This window comes from Cohnella sp. CFH 77786 (assembly GCF_019400745.1).
GTDB lineage: Bacteria > Bacillota > Bacilli > Paenibacillales > Paenibacillaceae > Cohnella.
In genome coordinates this window covers 174,696-196,147 of the sequence record NZ_WJIB01000002.1, presented here as the reverse complement: position 1 = coordinate 196,147, position 21,452 = coordinate 174,696, and the positions used below count along the sequence as shown (strand labels likewise).

The following is a 21,452-nucleotide window of genomic DNA, read 5'->3' as shown; positions in this document are numbered from 1 at the left end:
TAAATCGTAGGAATACAAACCATAAAGAAGCGCTATGCCTCTCCTTGGAGGAGCGAGGCATAGCGCCTTACCGACTTCGTTTACCTCGGTCCAATGTGATTCGAACCAAGGCCGCTAACGCGGAGTGCATTTTTTATTTGTGGAACACAAAGCTCTCGAGCTCGCAAATCGGCCTGTCTTTGAAAAATTCAGCAAAGTACCCTTGATACTCATCGTCGAACACAAAAAATACGGCATGTATTCCAGTTACGGATTTCACGACCGCATGCACGATTCCGTTATCCGGCCCAATATCGCATGCTCCGATTTCTTCGCCCGAGCGATAATCATCAATAAGGATTTTCATTTTCCCCTTGTTGCCGCATCCTCTGACCTTGGCCGAGAACTCCATCGTTACGCTGGAATTATCTTCGCCAAAATCAAAAACCTTATATCCAATGACACATCCTTTTGTAATCTGGACAACCGATCTCTCCAGAACGTTCCTCTCTGTAATATAACATCCGCCTTTAAGAACACATGCCACGTCTGCCGAAGTAGGCTGATAGGGGGAAAGCGACTTTTCAAATCCTAATGAAGTCATCTCCACCTGCGGAATGCTGCCGTCGGGAAGAATCTCTATGCGTTCAACGCAAGCACGCCTTGACATAACCGTGTTATTGGTCATTCTGTGATAGAAAATATACCACTGTCCATTGATTTGGCAGATGGAACCATGATTATTGCCGCCCGGATAGTCCACTCCGTTATCGACAATCGTTCCGCCATATTGATAGGGTCCTGTCGGCGATTGACTCGTAGCGTAATCGAGCCTGTTGCCGTTTTTCGGCGAATAGATTAAGTAATACGTATCCCCTACTTTGCGGGGCGAACATGCCTCGAAAAAACCATCCTCAGGAATAATGTCTGCCTTATAGGAATGAGGTAAAATTTCATACATATTATCTGCGCTAATCTCAGCCATATACGATTTTAAGTATCCGCAATAGATATAGACTCTGCCGTCATCATCCACCAATACTCCCGGATCGGTAAAAATTCCTTCTTTTAAAATATCTTCAGCATTTTCCGGAACTTGATATTGAGAGACGAGCCGAAAAGGCCCTTCCGGTCTATCGCTTACCGCCACGCAGCCTTTGGAATGAACAATATAGGCATACAAGTAATATTTACCGTCTTTCTCGACCACATCCGGAGCATAGAGCTCCTTGTCTGACCAAGGTGTATCGCTTGCATGATCCCGATCCATTCGCGTATGAAAGCTGTCTCCATGGCAGGTCCAGTTATTCAGATCGTTAATATCCGCTGACCATACCTTCAGCTTATAGTCGCAAAACCGATCTGAGCCTGCCAAATCGTGCGATCCGTACAGGTATACTCTGTTACCGAACACCCTTGGTTCCCCATCGGGGATGTATTCCCAATTCGGCAAAAATGGATTAGCCACCATCATTCTCCTCCATAATCAGAACTTATCGACCTTGTACCAAAATATCGGGAGCGGGAACCAGCCTGCTGGTGCAGGCACAGGCATATAACGGCCGTGCTGCGTAAGCAGCAGCGTCTGCGCTTGCTCCTTGCTAAGGATGACTGCGCCAGGCTTAGCCGACCGCTCCACAGCTACACCGCTCGCATCCACGCGCGCAGTGACTGGCTGTCCATCCATTACCGCGGAGAATTCCCCGGCAGCAAGTCCGGTAGTCTTATGCTTAAGGGTCAAATACGCCTTCAATACATTTGCGAAGTCATAGATATTGTACATATCGGATGTCTCTATAACGAAATCCTCTGCGAAGCTGCCTAAGGCTGCATTCAGCGAAGTCTCGTATTCCGGAGCGTAAATAACTACCCGCCCTTTGCCTATATGCGCCATATAGGCCTTGATGGCTCGCGAGATGTCTCCCGTATTTTCCATCGCGATTTCTGAGATTTCGTCGCCAGTATCGTTTACGAGAAAATATCCGATCAGTTTCCCGTTATCCAGAACGCCCAGCGCTTGCTGATAGAGAGTGGTTAAGATATAAGGCAGCTGCTGCAGTTCTCGATGCACATAAGCAAGCCGCGCAGCGTTGAGCTTATGCGCAAAGGCTTCTGCGCCTTCAACCTCGAACAGCGGTAGAAAGGATAGCCCCTTGTCGTCCACCTGCTTCAGCGAATGTCGTACGTTGGCATCTCCCACCGTATACTTGAACTTTACTCCGCCTAGCGTGAAGCCGAAATACTCGTATCTTTGACGCTGTCCGTACAGGACGACCATATCATACAATTTACACAATTCCTCCAAGCACAGGTTCATGAGCGCCTTCATATGTCCTTCACCGCGTGCCCGGGGATGCGATGACACCGTACCCAAATATCCGATTCGCAGCGTTTGGCCGCACACCGACAAATCCTCCGGTAAAATGGCCACCTGAGAGCGCAGCCTGCCTTGCTCGTCCACGGCAACCGCATGCATAGCCGGAGATTCGACTTTCTTGCCGATACTTTCGGCATCAGGGTTTCAAAATCCAGGCGGAAAGCGAAGTTCGCCAAATCAATGCAATCCTCGCGTTCATTCAGCCTCGCCATTCTGTATTCAACCATTGCGTTCCACTCCGTCATTTATAATATCTACCGTGATCCGATAAACGGCTCCCGCTTCCGCATGGAACCGATGACTGCCTTCCCTGGTTGTCTCGACTTCGACCGCCGCACCGTCATTCGTGATCAGGACTCGTTCACGAACCCGAACAGTGCATGGACCGCCGACTTCCGAGCTTATGACCGCCTCCGTCAACATGCCGTTCTCCCAAGCGATATCGGCCGTAAAGCCGCCTCTGGCGCGTAATCCTGTGACAGAGCCTGTTGACCAGGCTTTAGGCAATGCCGGGAGCAACTGCAGCTCGCCGGCATGGCTTTGCAGAAGCATCTCGGCAATCGCGGCCGTGCCGCCAAAGTTACCGTCTATCTGGAACGGCGGGTGATTGTCCAGAAAGTTAGGCAGCGTCGAGTGCGTCAGAAGCGCCGCCAGATTGCCGACTGCCTCCTCTGCGTCCTGCAACCGAGCCCAGAAGTTGATGATCCAAGCCCGGCTCCAGCCCGTATGTCCGCCGCCGTTCGCCAGCCGTCTCTCCAGCGTGCATCTGGCTGCGGCTGCCAGCTCCGGCGTGCCGGTCGGCGTAATCTGGCTGCCGGGATGCAAGGCGAACAGATGGGAGATATGGCGATGGCCCGGCTCCTCCTCCTCGTAATCCTCGTACCATTCTTGCAGTTGGCCGTACTTCCCGATTTGGGGCTGCGGCAGCTTGTCCAGCACCCTGCGAAGCTCCGACCCCAGCGCTGCGGGCTCCTGGATGCCGAGCAACTTTTCCGTCTGCAGCACCGCGCCGAACAATTCGCGAATGATCTGCGAGTCCATCGACGGTCCCGCGCACAATACTCCCGACTCGCCATTCGGCAGAATATACGTATTTTCCGGCGACACCGAAGGGTTAGTGACCAACTCGCCGCTCTTCGTCTCCACGACGTAATCCACCAGGAACATCGCGGCCTCCCGCAAGGTCGGGTATGCGGCATGCAGGAATTCGCCATTCATCGTGAATAGATAATGCTCCCACAGATGCAGAGAGAGCCAGGCGGCCCCCATCGGCCAGTAGGTCGCGGGCAGCCACGTATCCTGGGGCGCGGTGTCCCCCCAGATGTCGGTATTATGATGGGCCGTAAATCCCCGGCACCCGTACATGACAGCCGCCGTATGCCTGCCCGGCTCGCGCATCCGCTCCAGCAGCTCGAACAAGGGCTCGTGGCACTCGGACAACGCGCACGATTCCGCCGGCCAGTAATTCATCTGGGCATTGATGTTGATCGTATACTTGCTATCCCACGGCGGCTGGAAATGCTCGTTCCAGATGCCCTGCAGATTGGCAGGCAGCGAACCAGGGCGGCTGGAGGCAATCAGCAAATAGCGGCCGAATTGAAAATAGAGAGCGAACAGGCCCGGATCAGATTCGCCGTTAGCCAGCCGTTCCATACGTCTCCCCAACGTCATGCGTTCGAGATCCTGTTGACCTGCCTTGCAGAGCGACAGCGTGACGCGGCTAAACAGCGCCCGATAATCGTCGATATGGCGCCTGCGCAGCTCGTCATAGCCGAGCCGTACGGCCATCGACGTCCGATCCAGAGCGCTTCCCACCGGGTCGGCAACGCGGAATGTCGTCGCGGCGGCAAGCACCAGCGTAACGCTGTCCGCGTTCTCCACGAGGAGGTGCTCGCCGATCGCCTTCACGGTTCCGCCTTCCGCGGACGCCCGCAGTACGGCTCCGAACAGGCTGCCTCCTTCGCCGCCGCAGCTGCCGCTCATCCATATGGCGTCGTCACCCGTTCGGCCGATTCGGTCGGCATACCGCCAGCCTCCCCGTTCCAGGCGCGCGGTAAAGCTTACTGCACCCGGCCGGTCAGCCGATAGTTTCAGTACGATCGCTTGGTCCGGGAAGCTGGCGAACAACTCGCGACGGAACGAAACACCCCCTTGGCTGAAGGAAACCGTAACGATGCCGGAGTCCAGATCCAGCACCCTCTCGTACCGCTCGGTTTCGCCGTCCGGAAGTTCGAAGTCAAGCAGCAAATGGCCCAGCGGCAAATAGTGCCGCTGCGATTCCGGCAGCCCGGACAACGCCAGACGGGCCAAGCGCTCCGCTTCCTTCAGCCTTCCTTCGAAGATCAGCCTCCGGATCTCCGGCAAATTTGTCAGCGCGTCCGGATTATTGCGGTCCCGCGGTCCGCCGTACCACACGGAGTCTTCGTTCAATTGCAACCGTTCCTGCCGCGGCTGTCCGTATACCATTGCTCCCAGCCTGCCGTTTCCTATGGGAATCGCTTCCTCCCATTTCGACGCCGGACTATCGAATAACAACGCAGTGCGTGCCTTTACCGATTGTTGCTCCATTAAGTCTCACTCCTTTTCCCATAGACAAACCGATAGATGAAGCCGCTACTCCGTAATAATGTCCATTTCCGCTATAGTCGCCATTTGATTCTCTCCATAGCACGAACGTGCCACAAAACGAATATACTTCCCTTGCTTGCTGCGGGTGGAATTGAAGCCATCATTGACCCAGCCCAGCTGAATACGCTTCGGTTCCGCGTTCGAATCGAACGTTCCTTCGGCAACCGGCTCTCCAAAGTCGTCCGGATCACGGCTTACATACCAAGCATAGTCGGCAATTCTGCCCACGCTTCGTCCATCTTGAAGCGGCTTGTAGAGGAAGCCCTTAACCGTCACTTCACGGTCAAGCTCAATAACAATTTCATGCGGACAGGCAGCATCTCCGCTCATCCAATAGGTATCGGGATTGCCGTCTATCAAATTCTTCACGTTACCAGTCCAATGATAACTCGATGCCTTTATCGTCTTCACAAATGTTCCCAGCTGATTTTTTTCTTTATTTCTCAGCACCTCTCGAATCGCATCGAGTTGCCATCTGCATTCCGGTCTGAATCCTTCCCCTCCCATATAGGCAAGAAGGCTGGAAAGCAATTGACGTGCCGCCGGTCGGTTTTCCAAGTTCGACATCAGATCAAAGCCGCTTACCAGCAGCCGGCCTTCTCCAACCGCACATTCAAACAGCATGCCTAGTTTGCGGTTTCGGACTGGATGGTCGATTGCCTGTACGATCGGGGCCAACTCTGACGGAGCTTTGGTTAGATCTACCGCCTTAGCGCCAATGAGCGCATCCCACCATTGCCAGTCCGTATGGAAAGCGGTCGGGAAATCGGACAGCGCTTCGTGCTCCGGATCACACAACAGGCCCATCGTTTTGGGTTGGTTTGGAAAAAGCTGGGTGTTCCAGAATGGCGTCGTGAAAGCCGCAGTCTCGCCGTTTTCGGTTTGTGTCGCGATAAACAGCACACGGTTTCCATGCAGAAGTTGACGTTCAACCTCTTCGTTCCAATCCTTCGTTATTATCATTTCGGCGCTTCCCGATATTTCCCTGTCTTCGGGATACACCCAGATATCCCAATCGTTCGCGATATGAATTTGATCGATCGACAACTCGATCGTCAGCCTTTCCGCCTTTGCAATGCCAGTGAGCGAAACCTCAATCGTTCCCGCTTGAGATACCGTTCCTTGTTCTATGTCTACATTATCAAAAGTGCCACTCGCTTTGACGCTGCCGGACGAATCTTTCAATACCCATTGCATAGTTAGGTCTCGAAGGTCGGTACGGCTATAGTTGGACAGCTCCGCAATCGCCGTTAACGATTCATTGCTGCGAAATACCCGCTTCGGCATCCGCAGCAAAGGAACGACCGCATTGCAAAACCGGCGGAACCGCTCGGGCGACACCAAGCCTTTGGAATCCCAGAACGCATCCAGAATACCGACAAGCGCTGTGCCTTGTCCCGGATAGTCGTGAATATCGAGCAGCTGAAAGCCGCCGTAATGAGGCGTACGCAATGATCTTTCGATCTCCTCCCGGTATAAGGCCAAGGAGAGCGCGCCCGATGCTTGCAGAAAATCATCCGCCTGATGCAACATCCCATTCGCCTCAAGAGAGCTTCTAAACTGCTGCAGGTTGCGAGGCTCCAACACGCCGGTATACTTCTCCATTTCTCGATAATTCGGATATACTGCCCATTGCCCCACTTCATGCGAAACGGTCGGAACGTCAATGCCATCGAGCGTATAGCCAAAGTCGCCCATTGTCTCGGGGAATTGATCATTGAAGATGAGTTCACATCTTCTCAGATGCCGGACTCCGCCTATTCTCGCTTCGTGCGCGACATAGAAATCTTCGGAGCTTCTGGGCTGAATGCCTACGCTGGGTTCGGCCGCATTGTTGGCAACCGTGCTATATAGATGGCGCGCATCGAGCTGGCGGCCGTCGCGTACAAAAGAGTCCAGAATCTCGTAGTTGCCCTTCAGCTCATTCCCCATGCACATCATGCAAAAGGACGGGTGGTTGCCGTAAGTCTCCAGAATCTGTTCGAGTTCCTCTCTCAGGAAGGCATCCCTGGCGGCATCTGCGCCGATCGGTACCGCGCCTATGCTGAATAGCGGAAGCTCGGCCTGCAAGATGATGCCTGCTTCGTCCGCTGCCTCGAACGCCGCCTCGGGAGGACACCAGGAATGAAACCGAAAATGGTTCAATCCATAAGATTTGGCCGTCTCGTAGATATGAAGCCAATGCGCCTTGTCCATGGCAGGGTACCCTGTCAGCGGAAAATTCCCCGCGTCATGCGTGCCTCTCAGAAAAACATAATAATCGTTTAGCCGAAAGCGGGACCCTTCTGCTTTAAAATCCCGGATGCCGAAACGGTCCTGCCGCTTGCTCCGGAACGTGCCGTCTCTCGTGCTGACATTCAATGACGCCGTCAATTCATACAGATTGGGTTCAAATTCATCCCAAAGCCGCACCTGATCACCCAATTCAAGTTCGGCGCTAATGTTCCATTCCGCATCTCCCGACCCGACCTCCAATACCGCCGAGCCGACGCTGCCTCTCCCAGGCAATTCCGCCTGGAAGCTCAAAGTGCCGGTTACAGCCTCTCCAGTGTGATTTTCAATCCTCGCTTCCACTACCGCTTTTCTGTTCGGCGCATCCGGATAAACTTTTACGTTTTTGATAAACACCGAATCGGTTACGCGAAGCTCTACCTTCCCAACGATGCCATTCCAGATCGTTTGTACTTCCTCCGACCAACCATGGCTCCATGCACCCAGATCAACTTGAGCAGTGTTATCCACTCGAATGCATATCGCATGTATTCCTGGCGTAAGCCATGGGGTCAAGTCGTATACATGCGCCGTTGACAGACTGTTGCGGCTTCCGGCAGGCTGTCCGTCAACCCATACCCTGGTTTCCCACATGCATCGTTCCAGGTATAGCGTAAGCCGTTTCCCCGCCCAGTTCGGAGGAATGACGATTTGCTTCCGGTACCATGCCGCCCCTAAGTACCTTTTTTTCCTGCTTAGCCGTAATGAGTCGGCCGCTTGCGTCGTTTCTCCATAACCGCCTTCGTCCGTTGTCCCCGGCAGCGCTATAGCATTCTCGAGAACGTGATCGAACCAGTTCTGATTGAGGCCAATATTATGAGGGTCAAGCTTGAATCCCCATTTCCCCGCCAAATTGATCGTTTCCATGACTTCTCCTTTTTTAGGTCGAGTAATTGTTGCTAGGCAACCTAATCAAATGGAAATACGTTCAAGGTTGTAATCTTATCTATCTAGCCAAACGGATCACATTCCATGAAGTTCGGGCCAATCTCGCGCTCAGCATACCGCCGTTCACTACGGCATTACCGTCTTTATGCGGAGCAACGCTCTCTTCGCCGGCTTTGTTTACGGCTTTCAGATCGTCATGCTCCAACACGATATGCTCCACAAGGCGGTACCCTTCAAAGCTTCTCACGTCAACCTCCAGCTCCAGTCCTTCGGACAGGTGGCGATTAACGGCGAAGATGGTCAGCTCCTCCGTTTCCTCATTATACACCCCTGTGGAATCCAGGTACGGCACATCGGTGAAGGCCTTGCAGTCGTAGACCGGCGAGGAAATAACCGGGTTCAAGGCGTACCCCCGGCCAAACTTCGAGGCGTGCAGGAACGGATAGAAAATGGTCTGCCGCCAGGCGCGTCCGTTTACTTCGGTCATAATCGGGGCGATCACGTTAACGAGCTGGGCCAAACATGCCATCTTCACGCGGTCCGCATGCTTCAGAAGGGTGATCAGAAGGGAGCCTACCACAAGCGCATCCTCGAAGGTGTAAACGTCCTCCAGCTGAGGGGGCGCAATGGACCACGGATCCAGCTTGGAGTCGGCAGCATGGGAATGATACCAGACGTTCCACTCGTCGAAGCTCAGGTAGATGTTCTTATGGCTTCTTTTTTTCGCTTTCACGAAATCGCAGGTGGAAATCACCGTCTTAATGAATTGATCCATACTTACCGAGCTGGCGAGGTAGCTGGCAGGATCGTTCGCCGAATTGCTGTAGTACTGATGCAGCGAGATGTAGTCAATCGCTTCATAAGTATGCTCCAGCACGGTCGCTTCCCAATCGGGGAAGGTCGACATATAGGGGTTAGAGCTTCCGCAGGCTACGAGTTCAATGCCCGGGTCAACTTGTCGCATGGCTTTGGCCGTCTCCGCCGCCAAACGTCCGTATTCGCCGGCGGTTTTGTGGCCGATCTGCCAAGGGCCGTCCATCTCGTTGCCGAGGCACCAGGTTTTGATCTTGTGCGGAGCCTTGCAGCCATGGGATTTGCGCAGGTCGCTGAAATAGCTTCCGCCTTCGATGTTGCAGTATTCGATCAGGTTACGTGCATCGTCAATGCCGCGCGTCCCCAGATTGACCGCCATCATGACCTCGGTGCCCGCCAGCCTCGCCCAATCCATGAACTCGTTGGTTCCCACCTGGTTGGTCTCGATGGTTCTCCATGCCAGATCCAGCCGGCGAGGGCGGCTCTCGCGGGGACCTACTCCGTCCTCCCAGTTGTAGCCGGATACAAAATTGCCGCCCGGGTAACGTACGATCGGCACGTTCAGTTCACGAATAAGTTTCAGCACGTCACGGCGGAAACCGCTTTCATTTGCAGTCGGATGTCCCGGCTCGTATATTCCTTCATATACCGCACGACCCAGATGCTCAATGAAAGAGCCATAAATCCGGTTGTCGATGGTTGCAATCTTAAAATCCTTGTCCAATACCATTGATGCTTTCAAACGATTCATAGGTGTCATCCCTTCATGTCCGCTTTTCTACTGATTGTATAGAACGACATCATAGATGTCCTTGATATTAAAGCCGTGAGATAGCATATTATGGACAAGTCCTTCCGCAAAAAAACACAGCGCGCTGTTTCATAGAGAAACAATGCGCTGTGTTTATCGTAGATTTGGTTCCAAATAATCAGTTAACGACTCCGATTCCTGTTACATCCGTTCCATTTTTTTGAACCGCATAGTTAATGATTTGCCCGTCGTAGAACTCAATCGTGATCTTGATCGTTCCATCCAGTACGGAACTGTCAAAAAAACGGCTTGTCAAACTAAATGTACCATTTGTATAGTCCGCACTAAATTCACCTGGGTAGCCTCCAAAATGCATATATTTGAACCAGGAAGTAGCGCCAATTCTGTTGCCGGCTTCATCAAAGGCCGCAGCACGTCTTACTTTGGAACCATTATAAGTTACCGGAATCGTTATTCCTTCTGTTGTTGTGCCTGTCGCCGTTTGGAATACAGGCGTAGCATATTTGATTAGATATTGATGCCAATCAGCGCCTGCTGAGAACTTGATAACGAAATCAGCAATGGTGCCGTATCCGCCGTCTTTGAATTTCTTATTCACGAAGTTTTTGGAAAGAGTAATCGTTGCTGTTTGTTCATCATAAGTGTAATCTTTATGTTCTTTTAATCCCTCAATGCCTGCAAAGCGATTCCCATTCAGGGTAAGCGGAATCTGAATACCGCTTGTAACCTTCTCATTGATATAGGTTTCATTTAACCCCGTTGCATAAGAAGAGCGTTGTCCCTCTATCGCTGCTTTTATTACAGGTCCGTATGAAGGCATCCAGTCATATGGCGGAACTCGCTCAAATGCGGGTGGCCAGATCATGGGACAAACGCCATATTGCTTCGCCTTATAGTTCAGATATTCCAAATATTTCTGCTTTTCACCCGGCTGCATCTCTGACGCTCCGCTATCAGGGGATAACCAACCATATTCGCCAATGACAACTCCGACTCCTTTAGAAATTAAGGATTGCTGTAAGGTATTGAGCATCAGATCAATATTTGATCTGGGCGTTTGAGTGGAACCGTCGTAAAGCTGCTCGTCAAAGCCGGTAATTCCAATATTGGCGCTAAATACCCAGTCCGTGTAGAAATGTACGGTTGCAATAATGTTCGGGTCATTCAGACCGGCAATAAAGTTATACGTAGCATCCGCTTTATCGGCATCAGCGCTTGTATAGTACGTTGGAATGACAATCATTCTGGTTGCATTATTTCCGCCCGAGCTGCGAATCACCTGATGTGCCGCTTGATTAATCATATTCAATTTGTCCTGGGTAGTGATACTCCCTGTAGCTGTTTTAAATCCAGGCTCATTCATCGTCTCAAACATGACGGTATTGGGTTCATCCTTGAAATAATCCGCAAGCTGCGTCCATAAATCAACATATCTCTTGTATTCCTCTGATTGCGTATTTCCATCCCAGTCTGAAAGCCAGGACCAGGAATCGTGATGAAGGTTGATCATCACATAGAATCCTGCATCAACGGCCCAGTCCACAACTTCCTTATATCTTGCCAGCCATGCTTCATTAAAGACGTAGTGTCCATCAGCGCCTAAAGTATACCTTGTGTATGCGGTCATGGGTATACGGATACTGTCGAAGCCTTTGGCTTTGGCGTTTAATATCAATTCTTGCGTTACCCTCGGCTGCCCCCAGGAAGTCTCATCGGACAGCGAGAAGTCGTCCGTTCTAAAGCTGTCAAAGGTATTAAATACGTTCCAGCCAGTGCCCATTGCCTGGACATAGGCCTGCGACGGAGATACCGCTGCAGCCGATACGGACTTCAAATGGCCAATCCCTAACCCAAGCACCATAGATAATGCGAGCACACAAACGGTCAGGCTCCTTAAACGACGAATTGTTCTTAACATCCTGGAATCCCTCCTGAAAGAATGAAGTAATCGCTTACAAAATTGCACGAAACCGACATTCACCACGCTTCCTTGTAATTGTTGCTTTCACCCGGATTATATGACAGGAAACGAAAGATTTCCTTCATCTTCAGGACAATAACTAGCATAATCCGGTCACTCCCCCCTGCAATCATTGATCGAAGCGTTATCCTTGATTATCAAGTCATCGAATAGCATAATATAGACAAGGGGGGGTCATTTTGAGCATTACCTACTTGGAATGGTTCACACAGGACGAGCAATTCCCTTTCTTTATTCATTATGGCGAGCACGACCAGGACGTGGAGCTGCACAGGCACATCGACTTCTCCGAACTCGTGATTGTGTTGAATGGGAACGCTACGCATATCGTTAACACCGAAAGCTCCTTCATTAAGAAGGGAAACGTATTTGTCATAAACGGCGAAACCCCCCACGGTTACAAAGATCCTCATGATTTCAAAATATGCAATATCATGTATCGGCCTGAAATGCTGAGGTCGGCCGGTCCTGATCTTAGGACCTGCAACGGTTATCAGGCGCTTTTTGTTTTGGAACCGTTTTACCGCAATATTAACTCGTATAATAGCAAGCTCAATCTGCCGATCCCTAATTTAGAGTTTGTCTCATCGCTAATCTCCGCCATGATCGACGAATATCACGGCAGACTTAAGGGGTATCAGACGATGCTGATTTCCCGTTTTATGGAGCTTGTCGTCTATTTGTCAAGGCAGTACGACAGTCAGGAGAAGGGGATGCACAGCAACATGATGCATCTGGCGAACGCAATCTCCTATATTGAAGATCATTATCTCGAGCCGATAACCCTGGAGGAAATTGCGGCAATATCCGATATTTCGGTCAGGCACTTGAACCGGATCTTCCAGTCCTATTATCAAACGACCCCTATCGCCTATCTGCAACGGCTTCGTTTGGAGCGGGCATGTACAATGTTGAAGCAGACCAAACGCACGATTATGGAAATCTCCTATGAATGCGGCTTTAATGACAGCAATTATTTCACCCGTCAATTCACCAAAGCTTACGGGCTTTCCCCTAAGGCCTACAGACTGAATCGATAAGATGGGCAAAAAACCAGCGCACAGTTTCTCTGAGAAACTGTGCGCTGGTTTTTTAATAGTCGCCTATAGACTCATGGGACAGCCACACGGCGCGTTCACCTATTCGTCCGCAGGCTCATAATCGAACCAATCGAAGAGCGCCGGCGTACTTGATCCTGCTTCGGAAACGGCGTACATCGCGATGAATAACCCCGTAAATCCGCCCGCCACTTCCGTAGAAAGCAGATGGGTTTCTCCCGAGCCCACTCCAAAGGAAGATTGCTCTTGTTGAACGTAGAAAACAAACCATTCCGGCTTAGCCCTAATCTTAAGCACGACCGGTCCCACTGAGCAATCCAGCATGCTTTCCGTTCTCATCGATCCAACGGTTCGCCGGAATACGATCGTCTTGCGTCCCTCATGCAGCTTTACGGCCAGATCGTAATGATACCTTTCGTTCATAAACACCGTGAGTCCGGCTTCCTCGCCTTCGTATGTCGGTTCGAAATTTAGCGAGACGGCGATGTCGCATGACAAATGGCGCAGACGACGGCCCACGAAAGCCGGGGATCCGGCAACGTCAAGAGAAACCTTCGTCCCGCGCAGCATAAGATGCCCTGGATACTCACGCAGCGACCAGCTTTCGGGCGCCGGATTCCGAAGGAAAGTCCAGTCCAATCCCAACGCTTCATCGTCAAAATCATCCCGGATTGCCTGAGGAGGAAACGGATTTTCCGTTATCGGCGGAGCGTCCATGAGTGATTCGACGCGTCCGCCATGGCCGATGATCGGCCAGCCGTCATCCGTCCATGACACGGGCGCCAGAAAAGTCTCTCTGCCCAAATGATGCCGCTTGGGATAAGATACGGGCCTGATGCCCAGGAAAACCGCCCACCAGCTGCCGTCCTGCGCTTGTACTAGATCCGCATGCCCGGTCGCGTGTATGCTGCTGTCTAAGCTTCTGTGGGACAAGATCGGGTTATGGGGACACGAAACATAGGGCCCGTAGGGAGCTTCGCTTCTCGCGATGGTCACCATATGGCCGTATTCGGTCCCGCCTTCCGCAATCATTAAATAATAAAGTCCGTTGATCTTGTAGAGATGAGGCGCTTCCGGATGCGCTCCGCCCGTTCCCTTCCAGAGCAGACGGCTCTCCGTCAACATGCGGCCGGTGGCAATGTCGAACTCGCATTGATAAATGCCTAAGCCCTGATCGCCAGTGCATGTCGACTGAAAATACACTTTCCCGTCATCGTCGAACAAGAGAGACGGATCGATGCCGCCCTGTGCAACGAGAATGGGATCAGACCACGGTCCGGCGGGGTTTCGGCTTCGAACATAGAAGTTGCCCATCCCGCTAACGTTCGTCGTCGCCATGTAGAACCAGCCGTCATGGTGGCGGATCGTCGGAGCGAAGATCCCGCCCGAGCTCCAAGAGTTTGCGAGCGGCAGATGCCGCTCACTCGTGAGACAATGGCCGATCTGGCGCCAGTTGATCAGATCCTTGCTGTGAAAGACAGGAACGCCAGGGAAATACTCGAAAGAGCTGGTCACCAGGTAGTAATCCTCCCCAACCCGGCAAATGCTCGGATCGGGATAGAAGCCGGGTATAACCGGATTCGTATACTGCACGAAGCTGCACTCCCAATCGTTACGGGTTTTGAGCAAACGCCGTCTTCTTCGTTTGTTCAGCTTCCCAAGCAAGGACTTCGTCGTATCCGAGGCCTTTGGCTTTCTCGATCATTTGTTGCTTCAGCTTGTTGAAATCGGCGTCGTTCTTCGCAATGACCATCTTCCAGGAGAATTCTTTGATCACTTTGCCGACTTCGTTCTGCTTCTGCTGGATGTCGGTAGTAAGCTGAACCGGCGGTTCGCCTGTGAAAGTCTGTTTGGTTACGGCGATCATGTTGTTCTTGGTGTAGTATTCGTTCATTGTCTTGGCGCCCATCGCTTCACGCCAGCTGGAGAGGACCGGGTTCGGCTGATGGTCGAGCGTCGACGACCACATGTCGTGGTGATACGGTTCGCCGGTTTCCGGGTTTATCAAATTGCTGTTAAGCGTGGAGTTATTGATTTTCACACTGCCGTTTTTGTACGTGTTGCCGCCGTATTCGGCCGGAACTTCCGTGTCAGGGTTCTGGTACGCCTTCCATCCGAATTCGGTCACGTACGGTTTGCCATCCTTGAGATCCCAAGTAAGGCCCTTGGGTCCGTTTTGGAGCACCATCATGCCTTCGGGCGAGTACAACCAGTCAATCAACATGAGGACGCGGGCCGGATCTTTCGCTTTGGCGCCGATCGCCCATTTACGTTCGCCGCCATACGGAGTATAGCCGAACGTAATTGCCTTCTCTTCCGCGAACGGCACGGGCATGATGCCCTTGCCTGCCGACGTATGATTTTCGGTATTGTAAGTGTCGTCCAGCCAAGTCCACGGAGTGAAGAAAACCTGGCCGTCCTTGAGCTTATTGGCAACGTCCCCGAACTTCTGCGTCACCGAATCCGGATCGAGCAGGCCCATCTGATTCGCTTTATTGTAGAATTGCAGACCTTGGATATAGTAACCGTTCTCGTCGAGAAGGCCTTGGTATTTGGGTTCCGTCGCGGATACCAGGAGCATATCGCCCGGATTGAAGCCGTCGCCGCCCTGATAGCCGTAGTAGGATCCGATGGTTCTCGCCAGATTCATGAAGTTGCCGTCCCAATCCGACCACAACGAGAACCCGTATGTTTTCCGGCCGGAGTCGCTCTTCGGCTCCAGCTCCTGCATCTTCTTCAGGAGAGGCAAATAATCCTCCAGCTTCGTAATCTTCGGGCTGCCCAGCTTCTGATACAGGTCCCAACGGATACTCGGCCCCATCGTCAATTTATTCAGCTCGGACGAGCCTTCGCCGTCACCGACCGATTCACCGATGCCGTAAACGTGCTTGCCGTCGCCGAACATCTTCATGTTCGCTTCAATTCCCTTGCTTGCGTATTTCTTAATGTTCGTCCCGTACTTGTCCAGCAGGCCGTCCTTGGTCCAATCCAGCAGCAAGCCGCCTTGAATCGAATCCGAATACTCTTTTCTATTCTCGTTCCCGAACACGACAAGATCGCCCAGGTCGCCCGAAGCCATCCGGGAAGGAACCACTTCTCCCGTGCTGTTAACGAGATTGAGTTTGATATTGAACTTGTCTTTGACGATCTTGGCGAACCAACCCTCTTGCGGGCCGGCGTAGTCAGTCAGCATGGAAAGTACGTCGATCGTCAGTTCCGGAAGTTGTTCGGAGCCGGAGCTGCCAGATGGACTATTCGAAGCCGACGACGTGTTCTTGGCGTCGTTGCTGCCGCCGCTGCATGCCGATATAACGAGTACCAGGCACAATACACTTAGGACGAATGACAATTTTCTTCCCTTTACGATCATCCTGTTTCACCTCAAGCATGATTTTTGTGCTTTCCGTTGACCCTTGTCCCTGCTCTTCCCGTTGCGATAATATCCGTTGATTCGGGCGGTGCCGTCTCCGCCAATTGCTGAATCACCTCCCCATGGAGTTCACATGATCCGGCGTTCGCCTGCCTCTAGACGAACGCTTAACCTTTAACGGCGCCAATCATGATCCCTTTGACGAAAAAGCGCTGGAAGAAAGGATATACGAGCAGGATCGGCGCAACGACGATCATCGTAACGGTCGTCTGTATCGTCATCGGAGTCGGCATGAGCGAAATGTCGATCCCGGTCGACGAGTTCTTCATCATATCCGCAAGCGCATTCGCCTCGTTCAAATAGCGGTACAAAATGAACTGCAGCGTGAACAGCTTGGAATCGTTAATGAGAAACAGCGTATCGGTAAAACTGTTCCATTGGCCGACAGCCGTAAATATAGAGAGTGTGGCCAGAATCGGAGTAATCAAAGGCACCACGATCTTATAAAAGATCGTGAAGTAGCCTGCTCCGTCGATTTGCGCCGATTCCTGAAGCGCGATCGGCGTCGACTCGATGAATGTTTTCACGAGGACAACGTTAAACGGTACGACGATGCCCGGAATAATGTAAGCGAGGAAGCTGTTCATCAAGCCCAGATTTTTCATGGTAATAAACCAAGGGATAATCCCGGCATTAAAGTACATCGTAAGAATGAGGAACCGGTACCAAAACCTGCGCCCCCACATCTCGTTCCTCGTGAAAACGTATCCGAGAAACGCGGATACCGCTACGGTCAAAAACGTCCCGATGACGGTCCGGCTCACCGATACGAACGCCGCGGTTTTAAGCCCCGGAACGCTAAACGCTCTCAAGTAATTCTGAAAATGGATCCCTTCCGGATAGAACCAGATCAGCCCTCTGCTGCTTAAATCGTTGTTGCTGATCGTATTGATAAACAAGTAGTAGAACGGAAAGACGCAAAGCAGAGTAAACAATCCGAACAGGCTATAGTTCACGATTGAAAACAAACTGAATCGTTTTTTTGCCCTCATGGCCATATGGGGCTCTCCTTTCTTGGCGGACGCCGAATTAGATAATGGATTCTCCCCGGACCATTTTCGATAACCGGTTCGCAATGAAAAGCAGGAACACGCTGACCAACGATTTCAGGATGCTGACAGCCGTCGAATACGAGAAACTGGAATTCGCGATCCCGATGTTGTAGACGTACAGATCCAGCACTTCGATATCGTGTGCGTTGACCGCATTCTGAAATACGTAAAATTGCTCGAAGCCTGCGCTGATGAACCCGGCGATGGACAACAACAGCAGAACGAAATAAGTCGGCATCAGCCCCGGCACGGTCACGTGCCACATCAATCTGAACCTTCCTGCGCCATCCACTCTGGCGGCTTCGTACAATTCCTGATCGATCCCGGCAATGGCTGCGATATACAAGATCGCCCCCCAGCCCAACCCTTTCCACAAGCCCAAGAGTGTCATTTTGATCCAAATATGGCTATCGGAAGCCAAAAAATTGATAGGCTCCGAAATCCATCCCAAATCCATCAGCACTCCGTTAACAAAGCCGGTCTGAGTGGAAAACATCATGAACACAAAGGAGTAGACGAGCACCCAACTGACGAAATTGGGCAACGTCGTTAGAATTTGAACCATTTTTTTGTACCATGTCGATTTGATCTCCACCAGGAAGATCGCGAAGATGACCGGAACGACAGAAGTCATCAGCCCCAATAGGTTCATCCCGAAGGTATTGCGAAGGACCCGAACGACCTCCGCCCGCTGTACTTCATTCGATACCATGGTGGTGAACCACTTAAACCCGACATAAGGCGAGTGGGCAATTCCTAGGGCCGGTCTGTAGTCGTAAAACGCATAAATCCAGCCATACAAAGGCAAATAGGAAAATAAAAAAGCTAAAATCAGGAACGGCGAAGCCATAAAAAACAACTGGTACCTTCCATGTTTTGTCGGTTTGCGTAAACGCTTACTTTTTGCCGCGGTCGGATGGAGTGTTGCGGAATCGGCTTGCACGCCATTTCCCCCTTCTTGTCATTAAAACTTGTCATCAAAATCTTGAAACCGCTCGCAAGAGTCCTATAAAAAAGAAAAGTGCGATTTTTAAAGTCACGCTTCAGGTTGCATAGGAAATTACAAACAAACCTGCATCACTCCTACTATGACTTGTTGCTCTCTCATTAACTATGAATTGTACAGGAAGTGTTCGAAGCCAGCCTTGATTTTCAAGTCATGGAATAGCACAATATAGACAAACGGTTCATGGAATCGGAATCGGTCTTGCGCTGGCAATTAAATTCAAAAGAACTGACCCTGAGAGAATTGATTCCATACAGGGTCAGTTCTAATCATCCAGATTGAAATTTGTCGGCAAGCAATCTCTCGTATTCAGAGCGCGTAACCGGCAATACAGATCCGTGGCGCGGTTTGGCCGGCAACGCATATTCCGTGGGCATCGTCCATACGCCCGAATCCAGATCCGTTGTCACCAGAGGGATGTAACCCCTGAATCCATATTCATCGATAAACAAATACCATTTGTTTTCCACATTCGATTTGAACACCAAAGGGCCTTCGCCGCGTTTCATCCATTGCTGCCCGATATTGTCGCAGACCAGCGTAAAGCTCTGGGAATAGAGCGAATCCCCGGACTCCTGAAACACGGCGGAGCTGCCTTCCCCTTTTGAAAACCTGTACAGCTTCCCATTCGCCTGAATCATTGTCGTATCAATAACGGAATGACCGTAGTCGATATAAACCTCCGGCTCCGTAAAATGCACGAAATCCTTCGTTCTTGCCGCCAATATTCGGTGATAAAGGCCTTTACCGCCTTCCGACTCCTGATCCCCAAGCATGGAAGCCCAATACACCCAATATTGCCCCGAATCGGCGTCGTAGATCGCTTCAGGCGCCCATGCGCAGCCAGCTTCGGGAGGCGCAATTTCAACCCTCCTCTGCTCGGACCAATGAATCAGATCGTGCGATTCCCACACCAGGATGGATCGGCTGCCTTCGTTCACGGCGCGATGCCAATCCCCTGTTCCGTGTGCTTTGAGGTCCGTTCCCAGAAGGAAAAACTTATCCCCTTGCGGCGACCGGATGAGGAACGGATCGCGCACGCCCTTTTCTCCTAGCTGAGAGACAAGAACAGGCTTGCCGCCGTTCAGCTCACGCCAATGCAGCGGATCGTTCCCCTTGCTTAAAGCGAAGTAGATTTCCTCGCCGCCGCCCTCGCCTTCATCGTCGGTGAAATAGACGAACAAATAACCGGCATATGGTTCATGATTGGACATTTCCGCAGTTGCCTCCCGATTATTCTTTTAAAGACCCAAGCATAACGCCTTTAGTGAAATAGCGCTGGGCGAATGGATATAAGACGATCATCGGTATGGAGGAGAGGACCATTGCTGCCAGTTGAATGGTTTGCGCTGTTATCAGTCCTTGACCCTGGGCATTGTTCAGCAAATCGGCAATTGCTGTGCTCGAGTTGGCGGCCAAGCTTTTCATCTGCTCAGACGCATTGCTCGTCTGCACCAATTTCAGAATCATATACTGCAGCGTTTGCAAATCAGTCGATTGCGTAAAGTATAGCGTGGTTCCAAAGTCATTCCATACCCCAACGGCCGTGAAAACGGCCAATGCGGCCAAAACCGGCTTGGACAGAGGCAGGACAATTCGGAAAAAGATCGTAAATTCGCTAGCCCCGTCCAGCTTCGCAGATTCGAACAAAGAGTCGGAGATCGCCTTGTAATTGGCATTGAGAATGATGACATTCCAGAATCCCCCAAACAACGAAGGGATAATATACACCCAATAGTTGTCATACAGCCCGAGCCAATTGATCAGCATAAAGGAAGGGATCAAGCCGCCGCTGAAATACATGCTGATAAATCCGATTATCATATATAGCTTCTTGCCTTTTAAATACGGTCGTGAGAAGGCATAAGCGAACATCGCCGTGTATAGAATGGACACCACGGTAACGATGACCGTTCGCGATATCGTGATCCATGCTGTATGAAGCAGTCCGGGATCCGCCAGAACGGCCTCCCAGCTGGCCCACGTAAACTCCCGGGGCCACATAAATAAAGGCCCCCGCACCAGATCCGCTCCCCCGTTCAAAGAGCCGATTACCGAATACCAGAACGGATAGATGGTCGCAACCATCAGCAAAATCATGATCACGACATTCGATTTATTAAAAATACGCTCTCCAAGAGACTTGCCGCCAACCATTATGCACGCCTCCTTTAGAAAAGCCCTGACTGGGTCAATTTTTTCGATGCATAGTTGCCTCCGAATAACAGGAGCAACGCCAATACCGACTTCAACAGGCCGATGGCCGTCGCCGTAGCGAATTGGAATTGCAGAAGTCCCGTCTGATACAAATACGTATCAATGACTTGGCTTGCCGACATGTTAAGCGTATTCTGAAAGACGTAAATTTGGGTAAAGTTGTTGTTCAACATACCGCTTATGGAGAAAATAATCATAATCATGACTGTCGGCTTAATGCTGGGAATCGTAACATTAATCATTCTCCTGAAACGCCCTGCTCCATCGATGGCGGCGGCCTCATATAACGATTGGTCGACACCGGCGATGGCAGCCAAATATAAGATGGCCCCCCAGCCCAAATCCTTCAACAAACCGGTGCCAATGGCAACTCCCCAGAAGTATTTCGGATCTCCTAGAAATAGAATCGGCTCATCAATAAGATGAAGCTTCACCAGCAATGCATTGACAATGCCGCCTTGCGGATCCAACAGGGTAATGAATAACCCGCCATAAATGACCCATGACAGAAAATGCGGCAAATAAGTGATCGTTTGTATGAACGATTTGAACCTGCTGCTCGTAATTTCATTCAGCAGTAAAGCGAACAAGAGTGTTACGGGAAGACCTACCAGCGAGCCGAACAGATTGATTCCAATCGTATTTTTTAACATCGGCCAAAATTGAAAGCTATGAAAAACGACTGTGAAATTATCAAAGCCACTCCATTCGCTTGTAAAAATCCCTTTTATCCCGCTCATCGGATTGTAGTTCTTGAATGCCATCAACAGGCCGAATAACGGAAAAAAACTAAATATAATAATGAGAACGATCGCTGGCCAAATCATGACCTGCAATTCCAACTGAGTTCGCCAATCACTCCCTAGATAATGGCCCTTCCTTTTCCTTTCCCAAGGCACTCTTATACTCTCCGGAGTCTTCTTCATCTGTTTAACTCCTCCTATCCGTCTTATTATGGATCATGCCAAAGTGCAAGCACT

General features: G+C 51.1%; 14 protein-coding genes. 1 reads left to right on the top strand and 13 read right to left on the bottom strand.

The window, feature by feature from the left end; translation table 11 throughout:
• Positions 1-133: 133 nt before the first annotated feature.
• The 6 genes from GE107_RS03835 to GE107_RS03810 all read right to left on the bottom strand — a co-directional run bounded on the left by GE107_RS03835 (position 134) and on the right by GE107_RS03810 (position 11,646).
• Positions 134-1,447 (bottom strand): family 43 glycosylhydrolase, encoded by a 1,314-nt coding sequence (locus GE107_RS03835; protein WP_219638166.1) that lies wholly within the window; start codon positions 1,445-1,447, stop codon positions 134-136.
• An 18-nt stretch (positions 1,448-1,465) separates the two neighbouring features.
• Positions 1,466-2,455 carry a GNAT family N-acetyltransferase gene (locus GE107_RS03830; RefSeq protein WP_255570159.1) on the bottom strand — a complete coding sequence of 330 codons (990 nt, stop codon included), beginning with the start codon at positions 2,453-2,455 and terminating at the stop codon, positions 1,466-1,468.
• A 120-nt stretch (positions 2,456-2,575) separates the two neighbouring features.
• On the bottom strand, positions 2,576-4,924 hold the full coding sequence (locus tag GE107_RS03825) for a glycoside hydrolase family 95 protein (protein ID WP_219638165.1): 2,349 nt from the start codon (positions 4,922-4,924) through the stop codon (positions 2,576-2,578).
• A gap of 45 nt (positions 4,925-4,969) precedes the next feature.
• Positions 4,970-8,122 (bottom strand): discoidin domain-containing protein, encoded by a 3,153-nt coding sequence (locus GE107_RS03820; RefSeq protein ID WP_219638164.1) that lies wholly within the window; start codon positions 8,120-8,122, stop codon positions 4,970-4,972.
• A gap of 79 nt (positions 8,123-8,201) precedes the next feature.
• The gene (arfA, locus tag GE107_RS03815; protein ID WP_219638163.1) at positions 8,202-9,707 is read right to left on the bottom strand and encodes an arabinosylfuranosidase ArfA; all 1,506 of its coding nucleotides are present in this window, start codon (positions 9,705-9,707) and stop codon (positions 8,202-8,204) included.
• Between the two features lie 178 nt (positions 9,708-9,885).
• Positions 9,886-11,646 (bottom strand): cellulase family glycosylhydrolase, encoded by a 1,761-nt coding sequence (locus GE107_RS03810; protein WP_219638162.1) that lies wholly within the window; start codon positions 11,644-11,646, stop codon positions 9,886-9,888.
• 242 nt (positions 11,647-11,888) lie between these two features.
• Here GE107_RS03810 and GE107_RS03805 point away from each other — a divergent pair, with 242 nt between their 5' ends.
• Entirely contained in the window at positions 11,889-12,749 is an 861-nt protein-coding gene (locus GE107_RS03805) for a helix-turn-helix domain-containing protein (protein ID WP_219638161.1), read from the top strand.
• A gap of 99 nt (positions 12,750-12,848) precedes the next feature.
• On the opposite strand, the gene GE107_RS03800 is transcribed toward GE107_RS03805, so the two are convergent.
• The 7 genes from GE107_RS03800 to GE107_RS03770 all read right to left on the bottom strand — a co-directional run bounded on the left by GE107_RS03800 (position 12,849) and on the right by GE107_RS03770 (position 21,398).
• Positions 12,849-14,360, bottom strand: a complete 1,512-nt coding sequence (locus GE107_RS03800; protein ID WP_219638485.1) for a glycoside hydrolase family 43 protein — start codon at positions 14,358-14,360, stop codon at positions 12,849-12,851.
• A gap of 19 nt (positions 14,361-14,379) precedes the next feature.
• A complete protein-coding gene (locus tag GE107_RS03795) occupies positions 14,380-16,137 on the bottom strand; it encodes a type 2 periplasmic-binding domain-containing protein (protein WP_219638160.1) in 1,758 nt (585 codons plus the stop codon).
• A 167-nt stretch (positions 16,138-16,304) separates the two neighbouring features.
• Entirely contained in the window at positions 16,305-17,195 is an 891-nt protein-coding gene (locus GE107_RS03790) for a carbohydrate ABC transporter permease (protein ID WP_255570157.1), read from the bottom strand.
• Positions 17,196-17,226: 31 nt separating this feature from the next.
• Entirely contained in the window at positions 17,227-17,961 is a 735-nt protein-coding gene (locus GE107_RS03785) for an ABC transporter permease subunit (RefSeq protein WP_255570156.1), read from the bottom strand.
• A 563-nt stretch (positions 17,962-18,524) separates the two neighbouring features.
• On the bottom strand, positions 18,525-19,469 hold the full coding sequence (locus GE107_RS03780; protein WP_219638159.1) for a glycoside hydrolase family 43 protein: 945 nt from the start codon (positions 19,467-19,469) through the stop codon (positions 18,525-18,527).
• A 19-nt stretch (positions 19,470-19,488) separates the two neighbouring features.
• On the bottom strand, positions 19,489-20,412 hold the full coding sequence (locus GE107_RS03775) for a carbohydrate ABC transporter permease (RefSeq protein WP_219638158.1): 924 nt from the start codon (positions 20,410-20,412) through the stop codon (positions 19,489-19,491).
• A gap of 14 nt (positions 20,413-20,426) precedes the next feature.
• Positions 20,427-21,398, bottom strand: a complete 972-nt coding sequence (locus GE107_RS03770) for an ABC transporter permease (protein WP_219638157.1) — start codon at positions 21,396-21,398, stop codon at positions 20,427-20,429.
• Positions 21,399-21,452: the final 54 nt, after the last annotated feature.

Excerpts from the sequence above, each read along its gene's own strand:
- GE107_RS03790 (WP_255570157.1), bottom strand. The coding sequence starts at position 17,195 with ATGGCCATGAGGGCAAAAAAACGATTCAGTTTGTTTTCAATCGTGAAC.
- GE107_RS03825 (WP_219638165.1), bottom strand. The coding sequence starts at position 4,924 with ATGGAGCAACAATCGGTAAAGGCACGCACTGCGTTGTTATTCGATAGT.
- GE107_RS03830 (WP_255570159.1), bottom strand. The coding sequence starts at position 2,455 with ATGCATGCGGTTGCCGTGGACGAGCAAGGCAGGCTGCGCTCTCAGGTG.
- GE107_RS03785 (WP_255570156.1), bottom strand. The coding sequence starts at position 17,961 with ATGGTATCGAATGAAGTACAGCGGGCGGAGGTCGTTCGGGTCCTTCGC.
- GE107_RS03780 (WP_219638159.1), bottom strand. The coding sequence starts at position 19,469 with ATGTCCAATCATGAACCATATGCCGGTTATTTGTTCGTCTATTTCACC.
- arfA (WP_219638163.1), bottom strand. The coding sequence starts at position 9,707 with ATGAATCGTTTGAAAGCATCAATGGTATTGGACAAGGATTTTAAGATT.
- GE107_RS03810 (WP_219638162.1), bottom strand. The coding sequence starts at position 11,646 with ATGTTAAGAACAATTCGTCGTTTAAGGAGCCTGACCGTTTGTGTGCTC.
- GE107_RS03770 (WP_219638157.1), bottom strand. The coding sequence starts at position 21,398 with ATGAAGAAGACTCCGGAGAGTATAAGAGTGCCTTGGGAAAGGAAAAGG.
- GE107_RS03775 (WP_219638158.1), bottom strand. The coding sequence starts at position 20,412 with ATGGTTGGCGGCAAGTCTCTTGGAGAGCGTATTTTTAATAAATCGAAT.
- GE107_RS03820 (WP_219638164.1), bottom strand. The coding sequence starts at position 8,122 with ATGGAAACGATCAATTTGGCGGGGAAATGGGGATTCAAGCTTGACCCT.
- GE107_RS03795 (WP_219638160.1), bottom strand. The coding sequence starts at position 16,137 with ATGATCGTAAAGGGAAGAAAATTGTCATTCGTCCTAAGTGTATTGTGC.